Origin of the sequence: Brevundimonas balnearis, from assembly GCF_042434805.1 — a bacterium.
Classification (GTDB): Bacteria; Pseudomonadota; Alphaproteobacteria; order Caulobacterales; family Caulobacteraceae; genus Brevundimonas; species Brevundimonas balnearis.
The window spans coordinates 460,495-483,622 of the sequence record NZ_JBHLSW010000007.1; the positions used below are offsets into that span (position 1 = coordinate 460,495).

28 protein-coding genes are annotated in these 23,128 nt (G+C 67.6%); 15 read left to right on the plus strand and 13 right to left on the minus strand.

What is annotated here, in order from left to right:
• Together ACFFGE_RS12100 and ACFFGE_RS12105 are read right to left on the minus strand one after the other, a co-directional pair.
• Complete coding sequence (locus ACFFGE_RS12100; RefSeq protein WP_376836653.1) at window positions 1–441, minus strand: Spy/CpxP family protein refolding chaperone; 441 nt, start codon at window positions 439–441, stop codon at window positions 1–3.
• Window positions 438–716 (minus strand): hypothetical protein, encoded by a 279-nt coding sequence (locus ACFFGE_RS12105; RefSeq protein WP_376836654.1) that lies wholly within the window; start codon window positions 714–716, stop codon window positions 438–440. The genes ACFFGE_RS12100 and ACFFGE_RS12105 overlap by 4 nt, the downstream gene beginning before the upstream one ends.
• 171 nt (window positions 717–887) lie before the next feature.
• Here ACFFGE_RS12105 and ACFFGE_RS12110 point away from each other — a divergent pair, with 171 nt between their 5' ends.
• From ACFFGE_RS12110 to ACFFGE_RS12120, 3 genes are read left to right on the plus strand one after another with little or no spacing between them, the layout of a single operon-like run.
• Entirely contained in the window at window positions 888–2,000 is a 1,113-nt protein-coding gene (locus ACFFGE_RS12110) for an acyltransferase family protein (RefSeq protein ID WP_376836655.1), read from the plus strand.
• On the plus strand, window positions 1,997–2,473 hold the full coding sequence (locus ACFFGE_RS12115; RefSeq protein ID WP_376836656.1) for a DUF411 domain-containing protein: 477 nt from the start codon (window positions 1,997–1,999) through the stop codon (window positions 2,471–2,473). Before ACFFGE_RS12110 ends, ACFFGE_RS12115 begins: the two co-directional genes overlap by 4 nt.
• 40 nt (window positions 2,474–2,513) lie before the next feature.
• Window positions 2,514–3,002 (plus strand): YybH family protein, encoded by a 489-nt coding sequence (locus ACFFGE_RS12120; protein ID WP_376836657.1) that lies wholly within the window; start codon window positions 2,514–2,516, stop codon window positions 3,000–3,002.
• A 64-nt stretch (window positions 3,003–3,066) separates the two neighbouring features.
• Here ACFFGE_RS12120 and ACFFGE_RS12125 read toward each other — a convergent pair whose 3' ends face one another.
• The 4 genes from ACFFGE_RS12125 to ACFFGE_RS12140 form a co-directional block, all read right to left on the minus strand.
• Window positions 3,067–3,468 (minus strand): four-helix bundle copper-binding protein, encoded by a 402-nt coding sequence (locus ACFFGE_RS12125; RefSeq protein WP_175359347.1) that lies wholly within the window; start codon window positions 3,466–3,468, stop codon window positions 3,067–3,069.
• Between the two features lie 113 nt (window positions 3,469–3,581).
• Window positions 3,582–4,496, minus strand: coding sequence for a copper homeostasis membrane protein CopD (gene copD, locus ACFFGE_RS12130; RefSeq protein ID WP_175359348.1), 915 nt, complete (start codon window positions 4,494–4,496; stop codon window positions 3,582–3,584).
• Between the two features lie 4 nt (window positions 4,497–4,500).
• A complete protein-coding gene (gene copC / locus ACFFGE_RS12135; RefSeq protein WP_175359349.1) occupies window positions 4,501–4,863 on the minus strand; it encodes a copper homeostasis periplasmic binding protein CopC in 363 nt (120 codons plus the stop codon).
• A gap of 113 nt (window positions 4,864–4,976) precedes the next feature.
• Window positions 4,977–5,168, minus strand: coding sequence for a heavy-metal-associated domain-containing protein (locus ACFFGE_RS12140; protein WP_376836659.1), 192 nt, complete (start codon window positions 5,166–5,168; stop codon window positions 4,977–4,979).
• A gap of 124 nt (window positions 5,169–5,292) precedes the next feature.
• On the opposite strand from ACFFGE_RS12140, the gene ACFFGE_RS12145 reads away from it, so the two are divergent.
• Together ACFFGE_RS12145 and ACFFGE_RS12150 are read left to right on the plus strand one after the other, a co-directional pair.
• On the plus strand, window positions 5,293–5,796 hold the full coding sequence (locus tag ACFFGE_RS12145; RefSeq protein ID WP_292259781.1) for a DUF4396 domain-containing protein: 504 nt from the start codon (window positions 5,293–5,295) through the stop codon (window positions 5,794–5,796).
• 117 nt (window positions 5,797–5,913) lie between these two features.
• A complete protein-coding gene (locus tag ACFFGE_RS12150) occupies window positions 5,914–6,450 on the plus strand; it encodes a DUF305 domain-containing protein (RefSeq protein ID WP_175359352.1) in 537 nt (178 codons plus the stop codon).
• Between the two features lie 102 nt (window positions 6,451–6,552).
• Here ACFFGE_RS12150 and ACFFGE_RS12155 read toward each other — a convergent pair whose 3' ends face one another.
• Window positions 6,553–7,002: a DUF305 domain-containing protein gene (locus tag ACFFGE_RS12155; RefSeq protein WP_292259784.1), complete on the minus strand. Its 450-nt coding sequence runs from the start codon at window positions 7,000–7,002 to the stop codon at window positions 6,553–6,555.
• A gap of 125 nt (window positions 7,003–7,127) precedes the next feature.
• On the opposite strand from ACFFGE_RS12155, the gene ACFFGE_RS12160 reads away from it, so the two are divergent.
• Complete coding sequence (locus ACFFGE_RS12160) at window positions 7,128–9,611, plus strand: heavy metal translocating P-type ATPase (RefSeq protein ID WP_376836661.1); 2,484 nt, start codon at window positions 7,128–7,130, stop codon at window positions 9,609–9,611.
• Window positions 9,608–10,066, plus strand: a complete 459-nt coding sequence (cueR, locus tag ACFFGE_RS12165; protein WP_292259787.1) for a Cu(I)-responsive transcriptional regulator — start codon at window positions 9,608–9,610, stop codon at window positions 10,064–10,066. Before ACFFGE_RS12160 ends, cueR begins: the two co-directional genes overlap by 4 nt.
• A gap of 332 nt (window positions 10,067–10,398) precedes the next feature.
• Here the strand turns inward: cueR and ACFFGE_RS12170 are convergent, their stop codons facing one another.
• Window positions 10,399–10,641 (minus strand): response regulator transcription factor, encoded by a 243-nt coding sequence (locus tag ACFFGE_RS12170; RefSeq protein ID WP_225886082.1) that lies wholly within the window; start codon window positions 10,639–10,641, stop codon window positions 10,399–10,401.
• Between the two features lie 344 nt (window positions 10,642–10,985).
• On the opposite strand from ACFFGE_RS12170, the gene ACFFGE_RS12175 reads away from it, so the two are divergent.
• The 5 genes from ACFFGE_RS12175 (at window position 10,986) to ACFFGE_RS12195 (ending at window position 17,887) form a co-directional block, all read left to right on the plus strand.
• Window positions 10,986–11,474 carry an RNA polymerase sigma factor gene (locus tag ACFFGE_RS12175; RefSeq protein ID WP_225886083.1) on the plus strand — a complete coding sequence of 163 codons (489 nt, stop codon included), beginning with the start codon at window positions 10,986–10,988 and terminating at the stop codon, window positions 11,472–11,474.
• 9 nt (window positions 11,475–11,483) lie between these two features.
• Window positions 11,484–12,458 (plus strand): FecR family protein, encoded by a 975-nt coding sequence (locus ACFFGE_RS12180; protein ID WP_175359357.1) that lies wholly within the window; start codon window positions 11,484–11,486, stop codon window positions 12,456–12,458.
• Between the two features lie 129 nt (window positions 12,459–12,587).
• Window positions 12,588–15,503, plus strand: a complete 2,916-nt coding sequence (locus tag ACFFGE_RS12185) for a TonB-dependent receptor domain-containing protein (protein WP_376836663.1) — start codon at window positions 12,588–12,590, stop codon at window positions 15,501–15,503.
• A 27-nt stretch (window positions 15,504–15,530) separates the two neighbouring features.
• Window positions 15,531–17,390: a hypothetical protein gene (locus tag ACFFGE_RS12190; protein ID WP_376836664.1), complete on the plus strand. Its 1,860-nt coding sequence runs from the start codon at window positions 15,531–15,533 to the stop codon at window positions 17,388–17,390.
• On the plus strand, window positions 17,333–17,887 hold the full coding sequence (locus ACFFGE_RS12195; RefSeq protein ID WP_376836739.1) for an alpha/beta hydrolase family protein: 555 nt from the start codon (window positions 17,333–17,335) through the stop codon (window positions 17,885–17,887). The genes ACFFGE_RS12190 and ACFFGE_RS12195 overlap by 58 nt, the downstream gene beginning before the upstream one ends.
• Here the strand turns inward: ACFFGE_RS12195 and ACFFGE_RS12200 are convergent.
• The 5 genes from ACFFGE_RS12200 to ACFFGE_RS12220 form a co-directional block, all read right to left on the minus strand.
• Window positions 17,820–19,535, minus strand: coding sequence for an asparagine synthase-related protein (locus ACFFGE_RS12200; protein ID WP_376836665.1), 1,716 nt, complete (start codon window positions 19,533–19,535; stop codon window positions 17,820–17,822). The genes ACFFGE_RS12195 and ACFFGE_RS12200 overlap by 68 nt on opposite strands.
• A gap of 1 nt (window position 19,536) precedes the next feature.
• Window positions 19,537–20,244 carry a lasso peptide biosynthesis B2 protein gene (locus ACFFGE_RS12205; protein ID WP_376836666.1) on the minus strand — a complete coding sequence of 236 codons (708 nt, stop codon included), beginning with the start codon at window positions 20,242–20,244 and terminating at the stop codon, window positions 19,537–19,539.
• A 142-nt stretch (window positions 20,245–20,386) separates the two neighbouring features.
• Window positions 20,387–20,512, minus strand: coding sequence for a hypothetical protein (locus ACFFGE_RS12210; protein ID WP_376836667.1), 126 nt, complete (start codon window positions 20,510–20,512; stop codon window positions 20,387–20,389).
• Window positions 20,513–20,606: 94 nt separating this feature from the next.
• Window positions 20,607–20,735, minus strand: coding sequence for a hypothetical protein (locus ACFFGE_RS12215; protein ID WP_376836668.1), 129 nt, complete (start codon window positions 20,733–20,735; stop codon window positions 20,607–20,609).
• A gap of 70 nt (window positions 20,736–20,805) precedes the next feature.
• On the minus strand, window positions 20,806–21,372 hold the full coding sequence (locus ACFFGE_RS12220) for a GntR family transcriptional regulator (protein WP_376836669.1): 567 nt from the start codon (window positions 21,370–21,372) through the stop codon (window positions 20,806–20,808).
• A gap of 312 nt (window positions 21,373–21,684) precedes the next feature.
• On the opposite strand from ACFFGE_RS12220, the gene ACFFGE_RS12225 reads away from it, so the two are divergent.
• The 3 genes from ACFFGE_RS12225 to ACFFGE_RS12235 all read left to right on the plus strand — a co-directional run bounded on the left by ACFFGE_RS12225 (window position 21,685) and on the right by ACFFGE_RS12235 (window position 23,123).
• Window positions 21,685–22,101, plus strand: a complete 417-nt coding sequence (locus ACFFGE_RS12225) for an XRE family transcriptional regulator (protein WP_376836670.1) — start codon at window positions 21,685–21,687, stop codon at window positions 22,099–22,101.
• A 48-nt stretch (window positions 22,102–22,149) separates the two neighbouring features.
• Entirely contained in the window at window positions 22,150–22,428 is a 279-nt protein-coding gene (locus ACFFGE_RS12230; RefSeq protein ID WP_376836672.1) for a helix-turn-helix domain-containing protein, read from the plus strand.
• A 77-nt stretch (window positions 22,429–22,505) separates the two neighbouring features.
• The gene (locus ACFFGE_RS12235; RefSeq protein WP_376836673.1) at window positions 22,506–23,123 is read left to right on the plus strand and encodes a lytic transglycosylase domain-containing protein; all 618 of its coding nucleotides are present in this window, start codon (window positions 22,506–22,508) and stop codon (window positions 23,121–23,123) included.
• The last annotated feature ends 5 nt before the right edge of the window (window positions 23,124–23,128 follow it).

The window sequence follows — 23,128 nt, forward strand, 5'->3', positions numbered from 1 at the left end:
TTAGCCGGCGTCGTCGCGCAGGGCGTCGACCACCGCGGCGTCGAACACCTCGGCCTGAGCCGGGGTCAACACCGATCGCATCTCGAAGACATGGGCGATGGTCGCCTTCTGCAGATCGCCCATGGCGGCGTGGAAATGATCGACTGCGGCCTGGACCTGGGGCGTATCGCCATCGCTGGCTGCGATCGCAGCCGACAGTTCGCGATTGGCGGCGCGGACTTCCGCCTCTAACGCTGGTCGCCTCGCGGCGAAGCGGGCCTCGATGACGTCGAGCCGGCGATCCTGCTCGGCGCTCAGATCGAGCTTTTCATGAAGGACGCTGTGCAGACTCGGCGGTTGGCGCTCGCGCATGATCCAGGTTGCGCTTGCCCAGGTCGCCGCGCCGCTGGCCAAGGCCGCCAAAACCGCGGTCATGACGATGGACTTCCACGTCGCCCTCATCCGCGAGCCTCCAGACCGGCGAAGGGCGAGAGCCCGGCCGACACGGTGAAAACCCGCAACTCGGACGGCCCCGGTCGGGGCGCCACGAGCATCAAACCTCCGTTTGCGATGCCGATCACCAGGGCGAAGGCGATGGCGGCGAGCCGGACCTGCCCCATACGAGCCCGCGCTCCGCGTTCTCTGATCCGCGCCCAGACCTCTTCCTCCACGCCTGCGAGCCCGGCGATGTCGCCCGGCGCGACCTGGCCGATCAATCTGTCTATGTCGTCAGTCATTGCGCACCTGCGTCACGCCCCCTCTCCCATACGCGCCCGCTGAATCTTTCCCTCGCGAGGGGGCGAGCCGTCGCCCGCGTAGATACCAGAGAACGACCGGGAACGGCCCTGTCGTCCGGGGGAAGCGATGTGAGCGCCTGGTCAGGCCCCGCGAGGGCTCCGTTTCCCGACGTGCTCGATCCGCTCACCGGCGTCAGGTTCTTCCTCGCGCTCGGCGTCGTGCTGTTCCATTACCAACTCTACTGGACGCTGCCGCCGGAGAGCGCAGGCTTGTTGAACCGCGCCCGCTTGGGTGTGGACGTCTTTTTCATCCTGTCGGGCTTCATCCTGACGCACGTCTATCTGCAAGGGGACCGGCCGCTGGACTATCGGCGGTTCCTGGCGGCGCGGTTCGCGCGCATTTATCCGGCCCACCTGTTCATCCTTCTGGCCATGCTGGGGCTCGTGCTTGCGGCGCCCCTGTTCGGCGTCGGCCTGGAGCAGGGCCGTTTCAATCCGGTCGATTTCGCCGGCACCCTCCTTCTTGTTCAGGCCTGGTTTCCGCGTGAGACCCTGGTGCTCTGGAATGGTCCCTCCTGGTCACTGTCTGCGGAGTGGTTCGCCTATCTCGCGTTTCCCGCCTACGCCGCCTTGGCGTTACGACTGCGGGCCCGACCATGGGTGCTGATCGCGCTCGCCGCGATACTGTTCGTCGCGCTGGATGCGATCTATCGCGTGCAGTTCGGACGCGTGCTGCCTCGGGCCGAAGACAGCATGGGCATCCTGCGGATCATCCCTGAATTCCTCTACGGCATCGGTCTCTACTACCTCGGGCAGCGCTGGACGCCTTCAGCGCGCGTGTCGGTCATAGGTGCTCTCGCCGCCACGGTCGCGCTGCTCGCCTTGATGCAGATCGGGGCCGACGATCGCATCATCGTGGCGGCCGCTGGGCCCTTCATCCTGTCGCTCGCGTTGTTGGCCAAGGCGGACGTTCGGACCTTCCTGTCCCACCCCGTCGCCCTGTTCGCCGGCGAAGCCTCGTTCGCGCTCTACCTCGTCCACATCCCCATCCTGATGGTCTGGCGCAATGCGGCGCAGGCCGTCGCGGGTTGGCCCGGAGATTACCGGATGGGCGTAGTTGAACTCATCGCCATGCTGGTGTTGACGCTCGTCGTCGCCGCCGCCATCCATGTCCTCGTCGAGCAGCCCGGCCGCCGCTGGCTCCGGGGGCGGATGGCGCCGCAGCGCGCCGATCCCATCGAAGCCAAACGATCCGTTCACAGCGATCAGGGAGAACCCTTTTGAACCCTGCGAACCTGAACCGTCGCCTGTTCCTGGGCGGGGGGGTCCTCATCGGCTTGAGCGGAACGGCCTGTACCCAGACGCGCCCGTCGAGGAACCTGACGGTCTTCAAGACGCCGACCTGCGCTTGCTGCGACGCGTGGATCGGGCACATGCGCGAGGCAGGCTTCAGCACCACCATCACGGTTCTTCCGAGCCTCCAGTCAGTCCGCAGCAGTCGAGGAATGCCGGACGCCTTGGCCTCCTGTCATACTGGGCTGATCGACGGCTATCTCGTCGAGGGTCATGTGCCGGCTGCTGACGTCGTCCGTCTGCTGGCCGAGCGACCGACGGCGGTAGGCATCGCCGTGCCGGCCATGCCGCTCGGTTCGCCCGGCATGGAGACGCCCCAGGGGCAAAAGGAACCTTACGACACTTTGCTGGTGCTCCGATCAGGAGCCACCCGCGTGTTCAATCGCCACAACCGACCGGCCTGATGCTCAGGCCATTCAGGTGATCCACAATCCGGAGCTTGCCATGTCTCGCACACCCCTTGCCCTCGTCCTGTCGTTCGCTGTGCTCTCGGCGACACCCGCTTTCGCCCAGGACCACGCCCACGGCCATTCCGACGCAGGCTCGGTCGCTGCGGAAGCGGCGGACGCGGCCACCGCCGTCGATGCTTTCCACGCCGCGCTCAAGGCCGGCGACACGGTCGGCGCGCTGACGCTTCTGGCGCCCGATGTGATGATCTTCGAAGAAGGCGGCGCGGAGCGGTCGCGCGACGAATATGCGTCCCATCACCTGGGATCGGACGCCGCCTTCGCCGCCGCCTCGGAGGCGACGGTGGCGCGCAGATCGGGCTGGGCCGACGGCGACATCGCGTGGATCACCAGCGAGGGCCGCACGACTGGCCAGTTCAACGGCCGCGCCGTGGATCGACTCACGACGGAGACGATGGTCCTGAAGCGGCACGCCCACGGCTGGCGCATCCACCACATCCACTGGTCGTCACGCGCGCCTCGCTAGACGAGGATACGACGACGCGTGAAGGCTCGTCACCGAAGGCCTGCCAGCCGCCGCCTGGCTCGCCCTACTGAACGCTCTGGAAGGCGGCGTTGCAGGCCTCTTCGCAGCGGCGGCAAGACTCGGCGCAGATGCGGCAGTGTTCATGCATGTCCGCGTGGCGCTCACACTCCTCGGCGCACAGCCGGCAAGCTTCGGCGCACGCCTGCAAGGTCAGCCGAATGACTCCCTCGTTCGAGCCCGTCCGGCGAGAGGCGACGGCGCCAGCCGCAGTGCAGATGTCAGCACAGTCCTGGTTCAGTCGAATGCACTGGAGCAGGCTTTGCACCATCTCCTCGCCGAGACAGGCGTCAGCGCAGATCACGCAGGATTGGGCGCAGTCATAACATTCGTCGATGCACCGGGCGAGGGCGGTGTTGACCGAACCCCTGACGTGCGGGTGGGTGCTTATCATCTCTTGGGCGTGCATGGCGCTCTCCTTGGCTGGGGATGCGAAGCCAACCCGTCGTCGTTCGGGCGGTTCCGGAACATAAAAGTGAGGAGGGCAGCGCGAGGGGAGTCGGGCGCGCCTGCGTAGAGGCGCTACAGCGCGGCTGGCGGCGGGAGCGTTCCCATGACGGCGACGACGCCGAGGATGGCGGCGCCAAGCGCGGCCTCCACCGCGATGCTGCGTCGAAGCCGCTGGAGGGCCGCGACTGGATCTTCCGCGCCCTGCAGCTTCAGCCCGAGCGAGGGCGTGAGGCGGTAGCGATTGTCCGCCGCCAACGCCAGCATCAGGACGAACAGCACCAGCTTGGCGATCAGCAACTGCCCATAGAGGCTGGTTCCCAGGCCTTCGAGCCGCTCCGGGCCGACCAGGAACCAGCTGTTCGCCAAGCCCGTCACCACTAACAGAGCAACGGCGAGGGTCCCCAACCCGGCGAACCCGTGCAGGGCTCTATGAATCGCGAGATCGTCCGGCGCGGTTCGGCGCAGCAGCAGGATCGTCAGGGCGGCCAAGGCTCCCAACCACAAGGCTGCTGCGACCGTGTGGATGACGTCGGCGACGAGATGGATGACGCCGCCCGGTCCTTCGGTCGCCGCGCCGTGGCCGGTCCAGGCAAAGCTGGCGGCGACAAGGAGTCCAAGGACCACCATCAGCCACCAGATCGCCCTGCCAGGCGTCAAGGCGACAACCACGACAAGGCCAAGGAGGGCGATCGCGGCCCGCGCCACCATGGCCATGCCAAGTCCGGTCCCGGTGATCATGAAGGACAAGGACGCTGGCTTGACCGCTTCGCTCAGGGAACCCGCCATGACGGCGGTCTGGGCCACCAAGGCAGCAAGCGATCCAAGTCCGACCACGATCGCGGCGAAGGCCAGCGTCTGCCGCGCCCAGGTCAGGTTCGGACCGTCGTCCCGCCTGAAGCTGTAGAGCAGGAACAGCGGCGCGCCGAGCAAGACGACAGCGCCGCTGTATTGAAGCCAGCGGAGGGCGATGACCGCGACTTCGAGCACGGCGTCAACGCACCGAGAAGGTGTAGGAACCCGTCATGCGGTGCCCGTCGCTCGATGCGATGCGCCAATCGACGCGATAGGCGCCGGCGGCCAGCGGACGGGCGAGAGTGCCGGTCAGTGTCTTGCCGTCCTCGCCGACCAAAGTGCGGATCGCGACCTTGTCCCCCGCCGCATTGACGACGTCGAAGCCGGAGAAGGCGGGAACCGTGCGCTCGCTAAAGGTCAGGGTGAGCGTTCGGGTCGACGCCACAGCCGAGTTGGGCGCGGGCGTCGCGCTGACGAGACGGGCGTGGGCCGCCGCCGGCCCAGCGATGAAGGCCGCGGCCGCCGCGACGGCGATGAAGGGCGCGGAATTGAAGTTACGCATACTCAGTCTCCAGACATTCGGCCGCTTCCGGCCCTGTGCTTCACTACGCGCGATACGGGCGCTTCCCTCGTGAGGGAGGATCGCGGCCGATCCAAGGACCGGCCGCGACACCCTTATGCGACGCCGTAGCCGGCTCGCTCGATAGCGGCCCGGACGCGGGCTTCGTCGGCCTCGCCTTCCACCCGCAGCGTCCCGGTGGCGATCTCGATCTCCATCCGGGCTTTTGGCGCCACCTCGGCCACGGCGGCCCTCACCGTCGCGGCGCAGCCGCCGCATCTCATGCGTTCAACCTTTAGCTCGATCATCGTCATCTCCTTTATTGATCGACGATGAGGCAGGTGGGGTTTCCCAGCGTGGGAGGGTCAAGGGGCAACTACGGACTTGACCTTGCCATGATGGGAAGGGGCAGCAGAGGCGCGGAGGAGAACGATGATGTATCATGAACACCACAGCCATTCGACGACGCCTGCCGGGCAGGTCCAAGCCCACGGCACCTCGCTGAACCGTCTCGCCTTTACCGCTACGCTGCACTGCCTTTCAGGCTGCGCCGTGGGAGAGGTGCTGGGGATGGTTATTGGAACGGCGCTCGGATGGAGCGCCCTGTCGACCATCGGCCTGGCCGTGGGGCTCGCCTTCCTCTTCGGCTATGCCTTCACCATGATCCCGTTGCTGCGGGCCGGACTGGCGTTCGGGGCGGTTCTGAAGCTGGCTCTGGCGGCGGACACTGTCTCGATCGCCATCATGGAGATCGTCGACAACGCCATCATGCTGGTCATTCCCGGCGCGATGGACGCACATCTGGACTCGTTTCTGTTCTGGGGCAGCCTCGGAGCCGCGCTCGTGATTGCGGGCGCCGTCGCCTTCCCCGTCAATCGCTGGCTGATTTCGCGAGGCAAGGGGCACGCGGTGGTGCACAGGCGTCATGCGCATTGATCCGACCTGGGCCGGCGGGGGCGCCACCTACCCCGGCCCTGTCGGCTGGGGCTTTCTGGAACAGGCCACGTTTGTTCGCGTTGGCCGGACGACAGCGATATTCCGGGAGCGTGGAAGATGAAAATGAGCTGGGGCCGCTTCGCGGCGATGATCGCGACCTCGACGGTCGTGATGTTCTTCTTGATGTATCAGCTGGTCTACAGCCTCGACCATGCACTGTTCAGCCTCAACCGCCTGATGGCGTCGCTCATCATGGGCTGCGTCATGGCGATGATCATGCTGGGATTCATGTGGAGCATGTATGAGGGCAGACGCACGAAGGTGGCCATCGTCGTGGCGGCCGCAATTCTCGGCGCCCTGATGCTCTATATGAACCGTGCACAGACCCTGGTGGATGACACCACCTTCATGCGCGCCATGATCCCGCACCACTCCATCGCCATCAACAACGCCAGCAACTCGCAGATCAGCGACCCCCGAGTCAGGGAACTGGCCGACGAAATCATCGCCAGCCAGGTCCGCGAGATCGAGGAAATGAAGTTGCTCATCGCTGAGATTGAGCGTGATGGGAAGCGCGGCGAGCGCCCCCTTCCTCCGCGCCCGGCCGTTCTAACCCCGGAGATGCAGCCGAAGATTCGAGAAGCGGTTCGGTAAGAACGGCCCCTCCGAACTGTTGCGCTCTTCCGCCTAGCCACCAGCGAGACGAGTTCGCACGGGAGTTTCGACTCCCGTGCGATTTCGCTGACGTGAGTTTGATCAGCCAGTCGGCTGACCCGTTCCCGGCGCTTGAGCGGCCGCGCCCGAGCGGTGCTCGGCCACCCATTGCTCCAGTTCGGCGATCTCCTGCCGCTGCATGGTCATGGTCTTCTCCGCCATCTGGCGGAGCTCCGGGTCGGGGTTCTGCTGCATCAGCACCTCCGATATGGCCATGCCGCCACGGTGGTGCTCGATCATCTTGAGGGCGAACGTTTCCGACGGGTCCGCGCCGTTCGCCCGGCTCATGGCGAGATGCATCTGCTGCTCAGCCGCAGAGTAAGGCGTATCAGGGCCGGCCGGCATACCGCTCGGGCCGGCGGCCATTGCGGGATCGGACGACGTAGCCGCCGTATCGCCATCGTTCGTCTCGGGGTCCTCAGCCGGAGTGCAGGCCATCAGCAGTGCGGCTAGGGCGACGCCGGCAAGGCCCGTCTTAAGTCTTATCGACATGGGTGGTTCTCCAATGGTGAAGCCTAGCGAACCGGCGGCGTAGCGCGAGGTTCCCAAAAGGGCCTTGACCTTCCCATGACTGGAACGTTCATCAGGAGAGGGACTTCCATCCTGGAGACATCCCGATGACCGCCACATCCCTGCGAACGCTCGATATTCCCGTGCTCGGCATGACCTGCGCCAGTTGTGTGGGGCGGGTCGAGAAAGCTATCCGGGCAGCCCCCGGCGTCAGAAGCGCCACGGTGAACCTCGCCGCCGAACGTGCGCGGGTGGAACTGGATGACGTGGGGTCTGCGGCGGCCGTGACCCAGGCGATCCGCTCCGCCGGCTACGAACCGATCGAACGCATTATCGAACTGAAGATCGGCGGCATGACGTGCGCGAGTTGCGTCGGCCGGGTCGAGCGCGCGCTGAAGGCCACGCCGGGCGTTCTGGACGCCAGCATCAACCTGGCGACCGAGAGAGCCACGGTCCGGGTGCTGGAGGGCGCCGCTGATGCGCGCGCCTTGACGGATGCAGTGGCCAAGGCGGGCTACACCGCCGAGGCGGCGTCCGCGCCGGACACGACCAGCGAGGATCGGGAGCAGGCGTCGCGGGCGGCGGAAATCCTTAGTCTCGGTCGTGCCGTCGCCATCGCGGGCGCCGCGACCCTGCCGCTGTTCGTCATCGAGATGGCGCTGCACTTCGTTCCGGGCGCCCACGCCTGGCTTATGGACTCGATTGGCATGACGCCCTGGCGGATCGTCAGCTTCCTGCTGGCGACCTTCGTGCTCTTCGTCCCGGGTCTGCGCTTCTATCGAAAGGGCGTGCCCAACCTGATCCGGCTGACGCCGGACATGAACTCGCTCGTCGTGCTGGGCGCCACCGCCGCCTGGGCCTTCTCGACGGTCGCCACCTTCGTCCCTCAGTGGCTGCCGGCCGGAACCGCCAACGTCTATTTCGAAGCCGCCGCCGTGATCGTCACGCTGATCCTTGTCGGCCGCTGGTTCGAGGCCCGCGCCAAAGGGCAGACCAGCCAGGCCATTCGTCGCCTGATGACGCTCCAAGCCAAGACGGCGCGCGTGGAGCGGGACGGGTCTGAGATCGAGCTGCCGATCGATCAGGTCACGCCAGGCGACGTGATCGTGGTTCGGCCCGGTGAGCGCGTTCCGGTCGACGGCTCGGTGCTGTCCGGCGCCTCCTTCGTTGACGAGTCCATGCTCACCGGCGAGCCGATCCCGGTGGAGAAGGTCGAGGGCGCCAAGGTCGTCGGCGGCACGATCAATACGACGGGTGCCTTCCGTTTCCGGGCCGAGAAGGTGGGTTCCGAGACCGTGCTGGCGCAGATCGTGCGCATGGTCGAGGCGGCCCAGGGCGCCAAGCTGCCGATCCAGGCGCTGGTCGACAAGGTGACCGGCTGGTTCGTTCCCGCTGTCATCGCCATCGCTGTCGTGACCTTCGGCGTCTGGGTGGTGTTCGGACCGCAGCCGGCGCTGGGCTTCGCCTTGGTCAACGCCGTCGCCGTGCTCATCATCGCCTGCCCCTGCGCCATGGGACTGGCCACCCCGACCTCGATCATGGTCGGGACCGGCCGCGCCGCCGAACTCGGCGTCCTGTTCCGCAAGGGCGAGGCGCTTCAGGCGCTTCAGGGCGTCGAGGTCGTCGCCTTCGACAAGACGGGCACCCTGACCGAGGGGCGGCCGGAACTAACCGACCTCACCGTGGCCGAGGGCTTCATCGAGGACGAGGTGCTGAGCCTGGTCGCCGGGCTGGAGACGCGCTCGGAGCACCCCATCGCCCGCGCCATCATTCAGGCCGCCGAGGCGCAAGGCCTTCCCGTTCCTGATCCGGACACCTTCTCCTCGCGTCCCGGTTTCGGCGCCGAGGGTCGGGTCGGCGGCCGGTTTGTGCAAGTCGGCGCTGACCGCCTTATGCTCGGTCTCGGCCTCGACCTGTCCGCCTTCGCCGATCAGGCGCAGTGGCTGGGTGAAGAAGGCAAGAGCCCCCTTTATGCCGCGATCGACGGCCGTCTCGCCGCCATCATCGCGGTCGCCGATCCGATCAAGGCCACCACCTCCGCCGCTATCGCCGCCCTTCACGCCCTCGGGTTAAAGGTGGCCATGGTCACCGGCGACAACCGCCGGACCGCGGAGGCCGTGGCTCGACGTTTGGGCATCGACGAGGTGCGCGCCGAAGTTCTGCCGGACGGCAAGGTGGAGGCCGTTCGCGCCCTTCAGACCGGCGGCCGGCGGGTCGCCTTCGTGGGGGATGGCGTCAATGACGCGCCGGCTCTGGCGGCGGCCGATGTCGGGCTCGCCGTCGGCGGCGGCACGGATGTCGCGATCGAGAGCGCCGATGTGGTCCTGACCGGTGGCGACCTGCGGGGCGCCGTGAACGCCGTCGCCCTCTCGCGGGCGACGATGCGCAACATCCGCCAGAACCTGGTCTGGGCGTTCGGCTACAATGTCGTGCTGATCCCGGTCGCCGCAGGACTGCTCTTCCCCGTGTTCGGCTGGTTGCTGTCGCCCATGCTGGCCGCCGGCGCCATGGCCCTGTCCAGCGTCAGCGTCCTCACCAACGCGCTGCGCCTCCGTGGCTTCAAGACCCGCTTCGAAGGAGTTGTCGCATGAATATCGGCCAGGCCTCCAAGGCGACCGGCGTTTCGACCAAGATGATCCGCTACTACGAGTCTGTCGGCCTGATCCGGCCGGCGGACCGGACTGAGAGCAACTACCGGGACTTCTCGGACCGTGACGTGAACGAGTTGAGATTCATTCGCCGAGCCCGCAACCTTGGCTTCTCGGTCGAGGAGATCACCCATCTGCTCTCGCTCTGGCGGGACCGGGACCGATCAAGCCGGGAGGTGAAGGCGATCGCCGACAAGCATGTCGCCGACCTCGACGCGCGGATCGCCGAGATGACCTCCATGGCCGACACCCTGCGCGACCTTGCGCGGTGCTGCGCAGGCGACGACCGGCCGGACTGCCCGATCCTCACCGACCTGTCCGCCTCGGGCGCCGCCCCTGCGAGCGCAACGGTGAAGACGTCCCGCCGCTCGCCGAAGCACGCCCTGGCAGCGTCCTGACGCAGTCGAGATCGAGCCGGATGCACTGGGTCAGATCCTTGGTGCCGAACGTCAAGGTCCGACACCATCGGGATGTAATCGGAAAATCCGGAGTCCTGGGAGGTATGCGACTGGCCGCTCTGCTCATGGCGGATCGCGCAGCGCGTCAGGCCGGAATGCTGGACTCCGTGAAGGGGGCCTCTACACTTCGCGTCGGCGGGTTCCGGAATGGATAGGCGCTGATCTTGAGCCGGGGGACGCTTTGCGTCGGCGGCGATCAGAACTGAAACTCCCGGCTTCCGTACAGAAGTTCCAGACCCGCCCCCTTCCCTCATCCGTCCGACGGCCGAACTTCAATCGACATCCGGGTCGATGATCCCGGCGCGCACCGCCACCGCCACGGCCTCGATCCGGGTGCGCACCCTCAATTTGGCGCAGGCTTTCTCCAGATAGCTGTCGACCGTGCGGGGTGAAAGCCCGACAATTTGACCGATATCGACGGAGCTCTTCCCTCGACTGACCCAAAGCAGACATTCGGATTCGCGCGCGCTCAATGGGGTGGCTGGTCGAGGTTCCGACGGGGAATCGCAGTCCATGGCTGATCCTCACAGTTGTCCGTGCACGTTCGGCGGGAATCAGCGCACCCGGCAACGACAGAGAATTGCGGGCCGCCCGCAATAAACTTGCGCAGATCGCGCGTCCGCCCTCCGCCGACACCGCCTGACTTGCGCCCAGGTCGCCTTTGATTCATGGTTCGCCCGCCGGCGCTCGCGCCGGTGGGGCCTGGAATCCCCTGTGCGACATCTGATCATCGACGGCCCCGCGCGCGACGCGGATGTCGGTTGCCGACGGCTTCGGACCCGTGCGTTCTTGCGCGTGCGCCCGGCGGCGCGGCTGCGTCGGGATTCCGGACCTCTCGCGGAGAGGCCGGAGAGGTGTGGTGACAGAGGCGAAGCAGCTTGGCGCGGACGGACGGGACGGTTTGAACCGCCTGTACCGTCAATACGCCCCCTGGCTGGGTCGCCGCCTTCGCGCGCGCGTGGGCCCAGACGCCGCCGCCGACGTCGTACAGGAGACCTATATACGCGCGGCGCCCTACGCCCTTGCGGACATCCGCCATCCCAAGGCCTTCCTTCTGCGGATCGCCATGAATCTCCTGCGCGACGAGAGCCGCCGCGAGGCCCGCAAGAACCGGGAGACCGAGGGGGCCCCGTCTCCGGAAGTGGAGGCCGCCCACCAGTTCGATCATGTCCTGCTGTCTCAGGTCATCCGCTCGATGCCGCCGCTCTACCGCAACGTCTTCGTTCTGAACCGCTTTGGCGGTATGACTTATCCTGAAATCGCCCTGACGCTCGAGATAAGCGTGAAGACGGTGGAATGGCGAATGGCCAGGGCGATCGAGTACTGCGCGTCTCGGCTGGATCTGTAGGCAAGACGGATGACCATCGAGGGTGACGTCGACATCAGGCGGAGGGAAGCGGCTGAGTGGTTTGCTCGGCTCAACCAGCGCACGGTCACGACCGCGGACGTGAAGGGGTTCAGCGAGTGGCGCCGCGACCCCGAGAATGCGCGGGCCTTCAGTCGTGTCGAGGCCATGTGGGACGCGGCCGGCGCCCTGGCCAAAAGCCCGGAGATGTCGGCGCTCGCGCGAGAGGCGGCAGGTCTGCGCCCCCCCCCCAAACGGCGTTCGACGACCGGCCGCCTCCTACCGATCGGCGCCGCCGGCGCCTTGGCGCTGGCCTTCGGCGCGACTGCTTTCGTCTGGCTGTCCCAGCAGCCGACGCGCTACGCCACGGCGGTAGGGGAACAACGCACCTTTCAACTTGAGGACGGCTCGCGCATCACGCTGGACACGGCGTCGGAGGTCGCCGTGCGCTTCAACGATTCCCGCCGTTCGGTCACTCTCGCAACCGGCCAGGCCATGTTCGATGTCGAAGGCGATCCGGGACGGCCCTTTGTTGTCGCGGCCGGCAATACCCGGGTGACGGCGGTCGGCACCCGCTTCGATGTCCGACGATCGGGCGCAGGCGCTCGGGTTGTTCTCGTCGAAGGGCGGGTCGATGTCCGGCGGGAGGCCGCGTCTGACGGTCAGTGGACCCTGGCGCCCGGTCAGCAGGTCACGACCTCGACGGATCGTCCGACGGTCGCGGCCGCGAACCTGCCGGCCGCCACCAGCTGGACCACGGGGCGGCTGACGTTCGAGAGCACGCCGATCGGCGAGGCCGTGGCGGAGATGAACCGCTACAGCCGCGTGTCGATCGAGCTGCGGGACGAACGAATCTCATCGATCCAGATCAGCGGCGTGTTCAACACCGGCGACGTCGACGGCTTCGTCGCCGCGCTGAGCGACCTCTACGCCCTTCGGCCGACGGAGACCGACGATGGCCGAATCATTCTCACCGGTCCGGCCTGAAATTAATCCGCCCTCGACTTAGGGGAACCTCCGCGACCCAACGTCTCCTCCCCAGCCCGCACATCCGCGGGTAGAAAATGGGGGATGGTCATGGGCCAGGGTTTCACTTCGACGGCGGTTGCCGCATTGATGCTGGGCGTCGCGACGCCGGTCATCGCGCAATCGAGCGATGTCGCGCGCCGCTTCGATATCGCGGCGGGACCGCTCGACCGCACCCTGCCCGCCTTCGCCCGCCAGAGCGGCCTTCAGATCCTCTATCCGAGCGCCCTCGTGGCGGGTCGCCGGTCGCCGGCCGTCAGCGGCGACCTGACGCCCGAGGCCGCGCTGACGCTGCTGCTGCGCGATTCCGGGCTGACCTATCGCCAGAGCCGCCCCACGGTCTTCGTTCTCGTCGATCCGACGGCCCGGGCGGATGCAGGCGAGACAGACGCGACCCAGCTCGAAGAGATCGTCGTGACCGGCACCTATCTGCGCGGCGCCGACAGCCCCTCGCCCGTCACGGTCGTCACCCAGGCCGACATCGATCGACAGGGACGGGGCACCGTCGCCGAAACGCTCGCCGCCTTGCCGCAGAATTTCACCGGCGCGGCCTATGAGGGGTCGGCCGGCACCGGCGCCGACCGCACGAGCCGCAACCTCGCCTACGCGACGGGTGTAAACCTGCGGGGCCTGGGGGCGGACGCCACCCTCGTCCTCGTCAATGGGAGGCGCATCGCGGGAACGGGCAGCGCTGGCGACTTCTCCGACATCTCGAACATTCCCACCAGCGCTGTCGCGCGAACGGACGTCCTGCTCGATGGCGCGTCCGCCCTCTACGGCGCGGACGCCGTCGGCGGGGTGGTCAACATCATCCTCAAGTCCCGCTTCGATGGCGCCGAGAGCCGGCTTCGCCTCGGCGGGACAAGTGACGGCGGAGCCGAGGAGGTGCTGCTGTCCCACAGCGGCGGTTTCGACTGGTCCGGAGGGGGGATCGTGGCGGCCTACGAGTTTCATGATCGTGCCGAGTTGCGGGCCGCAGATCGCCGCGCGACCGCCGACGCCGATCTTCGTCCCTTCGGCGGCTCGGACCGGCGCTTCTTCTATAGCGCTCCGGGGAACCTGATGGCCTTCGACCCGGTCAGCGGGTCCTATGAACCGACCCACGCGATTCCGCGGGATCAGAGCGGCCTCAACCTCTCCGCCGGAGACTTTCGCCCGGGCGAGGTCAATCTGACAAACCAGATGGAAGGCCAGTGGAGCCTTCCCCATCAACGGCGCCATAGCGTCTTCGTCGCCGGCCGTCAGGAGCTGCCCTGGGGGCTCAGCCTGGACGGCGATATCCGATACACCGACCGACAGTACGAACAGGACACCATGGCCGATATCGGCATTCTGTTCGTCACGCCCGACAATCCGTTCTTCACGCCCGTCGCGGGCGAGCCCTTCCAGGAGATCGCCTACTCCTTCATCAACGATCTGGGTCCTGGTCAGGACGAGGGCTTCTCCCGAAGCGTAGGCGGCGCGTTGGGGGTCAGCGGGACGATTCTCGGCTGGAACGCGGCCGCCTATCTGAGCGGCGGCGAGGAGACGACGGGCCTGTTGGCCACGAACCGGGTCCAGACCACACGGCTCGATGAGGCCATAGGCGCCACGCCGGACAGCCCCGCGACCCCGTTCAGCCCCGCGATCGACGGCTACTTCAACCCGTACGGCGACCCCGCCGCCCATAGCCCCGCCCTGCTCGCATTCATCGGATCCGGATACATCCGCTCCGAGAACGTCAGCACGGTCGGCTCCATCAACCTCAAGGCCGACGGCGTCTTGCTCACCCTGCCGGGCGGAGACCTTCGCATGGCGGCGGGCGTCGATTTCAGGCACGAGCGGTTCGAAACCTCCGGCGAGAACTTCATTTCAGGAGATGCGCCGAGGATCGCGGCGCCGACCCGGTTCGAACGCGATGTGGCGGCGGCGTTCGCGGAGCTGCGCATCCCGATCGTCGGCCCCGACAACGTGATGCCCGGCGTCGAGCGCCTTGAGATCTCGCTCGCCGGCCGGGTCGAGGATCACGAGGGCGTCGGCCGAACCAGCAATCCGAAGGTGGGATTGCTTTACAAGCCGACGCCGGACCTGCTGCTGCGCACCAGCTACGGCACCTCATTCCGGGCCCCGTCTCTGCGGGAGTTGAACAGCGCCTACCGTCTGGGACCGGTCTTCCTCGACCGGTCGGGCGCCAATGTGATCAGCATCGTCCAGTATGGAGGCAATCCGGACCTTCTCCCTGAAACGGCCGAATCCTGGACAGCCGGGTTCGTCTGGACGCCAGGGGCGTTCGAAGGCTTGCGGATCGAAGGCGGCTGGTTCCGGACCACGTTCGAGGACCGGATCGCGACCCCGGTCGCGGAGAACCTGATCGACGCCCTCAACGACCCGACGCTCGCGCCCTTCGTCCGGTATGTCAGCCCGGGTTCGAACGCTGAGGATCTGGCCTACGTCCAGTCGCTGCTCGCCCATCCGGGCAACTACAACCCCAACATCTTTCCCGCGACGGCCTACGGCGCCGTGATCGACAACCGCTACGTCAACGCTTCGGCGGTCGAGGTGGAGGGGCTTGATCTGTCGACGCGATACCGCTTCGCCCTGGGATCGGGCGATATCTCGCTCGATGCGACCGTCAGCCATTTGCTCACCAATGACCGGACGATCACGCAGGCCTCCCCGCGAGAAGACCTTCTCGGCGCGCCGAACTTCCCGGCCCGCTGGCGAGGCCGGTTCGGCGCCCAGTGGATGCAGGGTCCGATCACCGTCGGCGGCGCCCTCAACCATGTCAGCGGGGGGCGGGACACGACCAGCGGCAAGGCGATCGACGACTGGATCACGCTCGACGGGCAGGTCCGGGTCGATCTGGAGAACGGCTGGGCGGAGGGCCTTTCGCTCACCCTGAACGTCCTCAACCTCCTCAATGAGGAGCCGCCCTTCTATGACGCCCCGGTCGGCATCGGCTACGATGCCGCCAACACCAACGTCCTCGGCCGCCAAATCTCTCTCCAGCTCGTCAAGCGCTGGTGAACCGTCGTGCGCAGAGCCCTGGTCCTCATGGCGAGCACGCTTGCGCTCGCCTGTCCGTCGGTCGTTCGAGCCGATCCTCTCACCGTCGAGATCGTGCTCGGCCTTGAAAGCTACGGTCGCGTGGCGATCGATCCGTCAGGCGCCGTGGCCGTCTTCGAGGAGCGCCGAAGCCGCATCGACCTGCCGCGCCACGATGTCGAGGCCGAGGGCGCCAACCGGTATGCCCGTCTCTTCCGGCTCGATCTCGACCAGTCCGGGCCGCCGCGCCCCCTGCTGCCGATGGCGGAGGATGCAGGCTACTCGGCAGGACCTTTCTCGCCCGACGGCCGGCGGCTGGTCGTTTTCCGCCTGCGGGACGATGAATGGCGGCTCGGCATCGTCGAGCTCGCGTCGGGCCGGGCGATCTGGAGCGATGTCGCCCCCGAGCTCGGCCTTTGGGGAAGGTCCGTCGAATGGGTCGGGAACGACACCCTGATCGTCCTGGGGACACCGGACGGCACGCTCCCGACGCGGCTGGCGGGCCCACGCACGGACCAGAACCGGTTGATGACGCTCAGGGCCGCCGCGACGGCCGGATCCGCCGCAGCGGTGATCGTTGGCGAACACGCGCCGGAGACCCTTGCGCCGCGCCGTCTTTGGCGGATCGCCGCCGCGACCGGCAGCGCATCCGCGATCGCCGATGGGCCCTTTCTGGATTTCGAGATGTCCCCAGACGGACAGTACGCGGCGCTTCTTCTCGACGGGCCCCTTTTGCCGCCTCCGGCCGCGGACGCGGCGGCCGAGGTGAGGCGCGCCCGGGGCCTTCAGATCGTATCTCTTGCGGATCGGACCCGCGTCGCTCCGCCGGAGGCCGCCGACATCTCCACGAGCCTTCTGGCTTGGTCGCCGGCCTCGGACGCCTTGCTGGTGGCGACGATCGCACCGGATCCGGCGAGGCTCCTGACCGTGACACCAGCCGGGGTCGTCAGGGATGTCACCCCGCCCGGCCTGGCCCCGACGATCCCGATCGATTTCCAGGGCATGCCGACCGCGGAGGGCGGCTGGCTCGCTGACAGGCCGCTGTTCAAGGGCCGCTCCGGATCGACGGAAGGATGGTTCATCGCCGGCGCCGAGGCCCAACCCCTGTCGGGGTTGGGCGCAGGCGCGCGGCTCGTCGCGGAAGGCCGCTCCAGCGTCCTCTTCAGCAGCGGAGGCGACATACTTCGCCTGGAGCCCGACGGTCGTCAGACGGTTCTCGGAAGAGCCGGATCGGCGGTCGACCCGCAAGGTCCCTTCGGTCTGAGAGCCCAGAGCGGCGCCATGAAGCGTCGCTTCGCCATCACTTCGACTCCCGACGGCCGGCTCTGTCAGGTCCATTCCGACCCGACCGCCGAGACAGAGTGCGTCGTCGCCGCCCCCGGGGCCGCGGTCAGCTGGAGCCGACGCGTGAGTCTTGATCGGAGCGGTCAAGAGGGGGAGCCCGACGTTCTGCGCCTTCAGAGAGACGGCCGGCGGGAGATCGTCTGGCGCCTCAACCCGGAACTTGAGCGGATCGCGGTGGCCGCTCCGCGACGGATAACCGGCGTCGGCGGCGTGGGCGGCTGGCTCTATCTGCCGCTCGACAACGGCTCGAGGCCACCCGTCATCGTCGTGCCCTACCAGGGCGACACCTATGCCTCGCCGCCTTGGTGGATGGAACGCGGCTCGACGAGCCTGTCCATGGCTCCGCAGCTTGTCGTCGCTGCGGGCTACGCCGTGCTCATCCCTGATCTTGGGCCATGCGCGAGCCCGCCGACGGGCTGGCCGAGCGTATCCTCGCGGTTGTCGATGCCGCGGGCGCCGCAGGCCTGGTGGACGCGGACCGGATCGGCGTGTGGGGCTGGAGCTTCGGGGCTTGGTCCGCGGTGATGAGCGCCGCCCAGTCCGATCGCTTCGACGCTGTCGTGGGCCTCAACGGCCCAATGAACTTCGCCACGGTCATCGGAGATGTCGGATCGACGCTCAGGCTGGAAGGCGGACATGACTTGGCGGCCGCCGCCAGCGCGCGTTGGCTCGAATCCGGTCAGGCCGCCATGCGGACCTCCTACTGGAGCGCCGCCGACCGCTACCGTCGCAACAGTCCCTTCGATCAGGCCGATCGGATCCAGGCTCCGACGCTGCTGGTGGTCGGTGAATACGACCTCATGCTCGGCCAGTCGGAACAGCTCTACGGCGCCCTGCACCGACTCGGACGACCGGTCGCCCTGACCCTGCTTATCGGCGAGGAGCATGGTCTCCGCAGTCCGGGCAACATCCGCCTCTACTACGCTCAGGTCAGACGCTGGTTTGACCGCTATCTCAAATCCGCCGACGGCCCAGGCGATCACGCCAGCGACGCACCCACGCCTCCGTCTGGGCGAGACTGAGCAACTCGGAATGGCCGCCCCGCCACAGGAGGTGATCGCGGGTCAGACGAGCGTCCAGGGCGGGGTCGATCAGCCCCGCCTGGGCGAGCGCACCTCCGAGCAGGAACTCGCGAAGGAACGGGAGCCGATGGACCACGGCCTGTCCATAATAGGCGCCGAGTTCGCCCTTGGAGCGACGATCGAGGATGAGGGACGGCACGTCGTCGGCGAAGGCGGCGCGGGCCGCCGCCCGATCCCGGCCGCCCCAGGTGAGATCGACCGAGGACAGGGCAAGGCCCGCCTCCATGACCGGCTGGCTGAGCAGGGGATTGACGCAGGCTCCCCGGCGGCTGCGGACCGCCGGGCCCTGAAACGTCTGACAGAAGGCGAGGGCCGACACCTGGAGCGCCTTGGCCGGCGGAACGCTCTTGAGATCCTCGAGCCAGGGGTGGGTCCAGGCGGCACGGTGTCGGACCTCCTCGCGCCACTCCCGGGCGAGCGCGGTGAGCCACAGCGGGCGGCGCAGCCATCGGGAGATGCTGTGCAGGACTTCGGCTCGGGCTCCGAGCCGGCGCTCCCAGATCTCGTCGAGCCCGACAAGAAGAGTCGGCATCTGGAAGAAGACTGCGTCGCCGCCCTGCCCCGTCAGCGATCCCCAGGCCTCCAGCGCCTCTATCCGTTCGGCGATATCGTCGTTGTAGTCGGGGTCGATGTCGTTGGACGCAGGCCGGAAGGCGTCCGCGCCCGCCTCGAGACGCTGGGCGTTGAGCCGCAACCCCTCGCGGCGCACCTCGGTCAGCACCACGCCATGATGCCGCGCAACCGCTCTCGCGTAGTCCCGCTCATCCCCCTCGCGGTGATCGACGTAATGATTGACCCAGGCCGCGACCTTGGCGCGCTGGTCGATCGACAAGGCGGCGGCGACAATGGCCGAGTCGAGTCCACCGCTCAGTTCGGCGACCCATCGCCGGCTCCCGGCGAGCGCCGTGACGGCGAGGACGACGGCTGCCTTGAGATCCGGCGGCTCGTTCGCATCGCGGCGTCTGTAAACGTCCGCGGGTCTCCAGATTTGCTGACTGCGTCCACCCGCCGTCCCGATCGTCCGTAACTCCCCGGCGGCCACGGGCGTCAGGTCGGTCAGAGGCAGACGATGACGGTGCTCTCCGGGGCGGCGGATGAGGGCGGCTACCTCTCCCCAGTCGATCCCCGAGCTCTCCGGCAGCCAGGGATCGATGACATCGTCGGCGCCGGTCGCGACGAAGGTCACGCCGCCCCTGCGCCAGACGACGCAGTCGATCGCACCAGACGGGTCCCGAAGAATGGCGACCTCACCGGCGGAGCGGCGAATGAGGAGATAGCGGCCCCAATAGTCTGAACACACCGCCCGGGCGCGCGCCTCGGCCAGAGGGCGACAGCCGAGGACGCCGCGCGCCTCGGGCGCGAGCGCGGCTCCGGCGCCGTCGAAAATCTCCCCCACGAGGACCCCGTGACCATCCAGGCCGCCGGTGATGTCCAGCCGCCCGCCGGACGGTGCGAAGACCGCAATGAAGGGAGCGTTCACCTTGCAGGACCAACCCCGCCGGCTCAGCCGCTTTCGCACCGGCGCAATGGCGGCGTGAAGAGCGGCGGGATCGTCGCCCACCAGGATGACGGCCGAGTCCGCCGCCACGTCAGATCACCATGATCGGGCGATAGACGTTCAGGGTCTCGGGCGCCTCGCTGACACACTGGTCGCCGCACTGCAGCCAGCAGTGGGCGAGGAATGGAAACGTCCGCACGCCGAAGACCCAATCGGCGTCGAGATCGTCGGCGTTGAGGAACCGGAGCAGCATCTCCGCCTGAAGGAGGCAGGCTCCGGTCGCGGGCGCGAAGGGAAGGAGTTGTCGGAACACTTCCACCCTGGCGGCCAGGGCAGCCGGATCCCGACGCCCGCGCCGGCGATGATGGCGCTGCTTGAGATGAAGCAGGGTCGGTCGCCGTCGCACGCACCTGACCCAGATCGCCGCGAAGGTGAGGATGTCGCGAAGGGTGGGCCGGATGTGCGGCGGCGGTGGGAGACGGGCCGACGGCAGGGCCGGCGCCTCGCCGCGGGCCTCGTCGGTCTTCGTGGGATGCAGCAGCTCTTCCGCGGCGAGCCGGAGCAGCGCGTCCATCGGTCCCGACACGGTTCGTCCCACGACATCGACCTCGCCGCATTCCGGCAGGCAGAGATAGTCGTCAGCGGTCAGGTCGAGGAGGATCAGATCGTCGCCGATGCGAACGGCATGAATTCCCTCGGCCAGCGACGCCTGGTCAGGCTGTGCCGCTTCGAAAGTTGCGTCGGCCCGGGACATCTCACGCCGCCGGCTGTTCGAGGCGCCGCGTCGAATCGCGCTCATGCAGGATTCCGCCCCCGCCTCGCGTCAGCGTTCGCACGGCGCCGAACCGCAACGGTCGAGACACTCTGTTGATCGGCATCGGTCATCTCCGTGGATCGGCCGAAGAGCCGTCGGGGGCCGCCCGAAGGCGACCCCGTCCGGATCATTCGGGCGGCATCGTCCAGTGCCGGGCCGGGTTCAGTTCGGTGAACGGCCCCATCGCGATGGCCCGGGTCAGCCGGCGAGCGGACCCGAGTCGCAGGATCGGTGCATCAGTCTGGATCTTCATCGACCCATCTCCTTGTCACGAAGAACGCCTCTGATCGCGGGGTCCGGGACGAGGCCCAGCCCGGACGTCCGGGCCGCCGAAGCGGCCCGTCCGCTTACTCGGTCGGCGGAATCGTGTACTTCAGCACGGGGTTCAGCTCGTCGAATTCCCCGCGCGAGTTGGCGCGCGTGAGGGTGCGAGCGGCGCCCAGGCGAACGAGGCGCGAGGTGGTCTTGGCGGTCATGGTCGTCTCCTCTTTCTGAAGGTCGACAAAAGGTCGACGACGGACCATCAGCGCCCTTCCCCAAATCGATTCAAACGATATTGCGGGTGTATTCCGAGCCGTCGGGATCCAGCCGCCTGACCCGCGCCGCAAGCCCGGCGGCGGCGGCGCGCCACCGCGCGTAATAGGCTTCGAGATAGTCCGGCTCCGGATCGTCCGAAGGTGAAATCGGCCCGTTCAGCCGGCGCAATGGCGCGAGGCGACTGCGAACCCGCAACAGGCTCTCGACCAGCGGCTGATTCTCGCAATGCTCCAGCAAGCCGGCGATCCAGGCCTCCACGACTGCGTCGGATCCCCCGGACAGGGCCGGGGCGGCGGTTGAGCAGGTCGCCGCGAGCCGGACGTGGGCCGCCTCGAGATCCAGCAGACCGACAATGTCCTCCACGGGCGCGGCCCGGCTGAAGTATCCGAGACCCCGTCGATCTTCGACGAGCCCCTCCCCGCAGAGCCGGGACAGCGCTTCCCGAACCGGACTGGTGCTGAGCTTCAGCGACGCGGCGATATCGGCGACCGAAAGATGTTGTCCGGGCGCGAGCCCGTATTCGAGAGCCGCGCGGAGGCTGGTCACCGCTGAACCGAAAGGGTCGCGCTGTCTCATGGGCCCTCGCCGGGAGAAGCGGTCTCAGCCCGTAAATCGCCGACGTTCGGGTTTCGGGGCGTGCACGCAAGACGACGGCGCCTATACTCAAACCCGCAAGAACATTGCGCCATTACCGCAGCTTTTATGCTATTGATCCTGTTAGGCTTTCATTTGATGCGAGGCTGAGGCATTTTTCAACCTGCAGGGGTGAAGGGAGCCCTTCCTGAAGCCAGAGACGGGGTGGTGGACCGAAGCATGGACAGTCGGCAATCCCCGTCACCCAACGCGGTGCTCTCCGCCAGCCTTCGTCTCATCCGGTCTCACAGGCGAATGCGGACCATTGATGTGGCCGTCGGCATGAACATGGCCCTGAGGTCCTACGAGCACTTCGAGTCCGGCGCCGGCCGCATCAACCTGGAGCGGATCCACCGCTTCGCCGAGGTCACCAACAGCGACGCGCACGCCATCCTCGCCGCGCTGGCGATCGGCTCTCCGGCCTTCGCCTTGCGGTGCGCGGACAACAAGCTGGCGACCATCATCGCGGTCGTCCTCCAGGAGTTCGACGAAGAAGCGGGAGACGCGATCGCCGACCTCGACGCCCGGACGATCATCAACGCCTTCACCAAGACGCTGAAGGATCTGGCCGACCAGTCCGTCCGCAAGGACGCTGAAGCCGAAGCCTGGCTCGAGGAGCGGAAAGGCCGATTGGTGACGCCCGCGCGCGACGACGGCTCCGGCGACGCCTGACCGACCGCGAATTCCCGTCCGCAACCTTCCGGGATCGACGCGGCGGCCGTGTCGGCGGCCAATGGCGGGGTGCGCCTTGATCCCTCCCCATCCTCATCAAACGCCGTCCTGACCGACCTGACTCCGCGCCAGCAGGCGTGTCTCGAACTCGCCGCCGAAGGCCTGACCTCGGCGGCGATCGCCGAACGACTCGGCGTCTCACCCCGAACAGTTGACGAGCATCTGACCTCGGCGTGCGAGGCGCTGGGTGTTCGGACTCGCATTCAGGCGGTTGCCCGGCTGGCCCAAGGCGAGCGCCGCGGCGAGGCCCGCAGTTTCCGTCCGTAAATTTCCGGCGGGAAGGTCGCGGGTCGTTCGCGGGCGACGGATCGGATGAGGTGACGGCCTCAAGCCAGGAGCCCTGCATGCTCGATCTCGTCGCCGTTCTCGCCCTGTCCCAGGCCTGTGCGCCCTCGGTCGCTCCCGAGACGTTGGCGGCCATCTCCCACGTCGAGAGTCGCTTCGATCCCTTGGCGATCGGCGTCAACCGCGGCGGACGTCGTCCGCCCCGCGCCCGCGACGCCGCCGAGGCCGCGCGATTGGCGAGGGGTCTGCTGGCCCGGGGGGCCAACATCGACCTCGGTCTGGGGCAGATCAACAGCAGCAACCTGTCCTGGCTTGGCCTGACGGTGGAAGATGCGTTCGACCCCTGTCGCAACCTCGCGGCGGCCGCGACCGTCCTGCGCACGGGATATCGGCCTACCAGCAGCGCCGCTTCGGACCAGCAAGCCGCCCTGCGCATCGCGCTCTCCCGGTACAATACCGGGGATGCGGAACGAGGCTTCCGGAACGGATACGTCGGTCGGGTCGAGGATGCCGCGATAGCGCTCGGGCTGGCCCGTCCAGCGGCCGCAGCCGCCGCCACGGACACGCGCGCGCCGCCGACCTCGCTTTCGCTTGAAGCCGAGCCGCTGCCGCCCTGGGACATCTTCGGCCGCGCCCGGGCCGACCTGTTCGTCATCTCAATCCCTGCCCCACGGTGATCCCG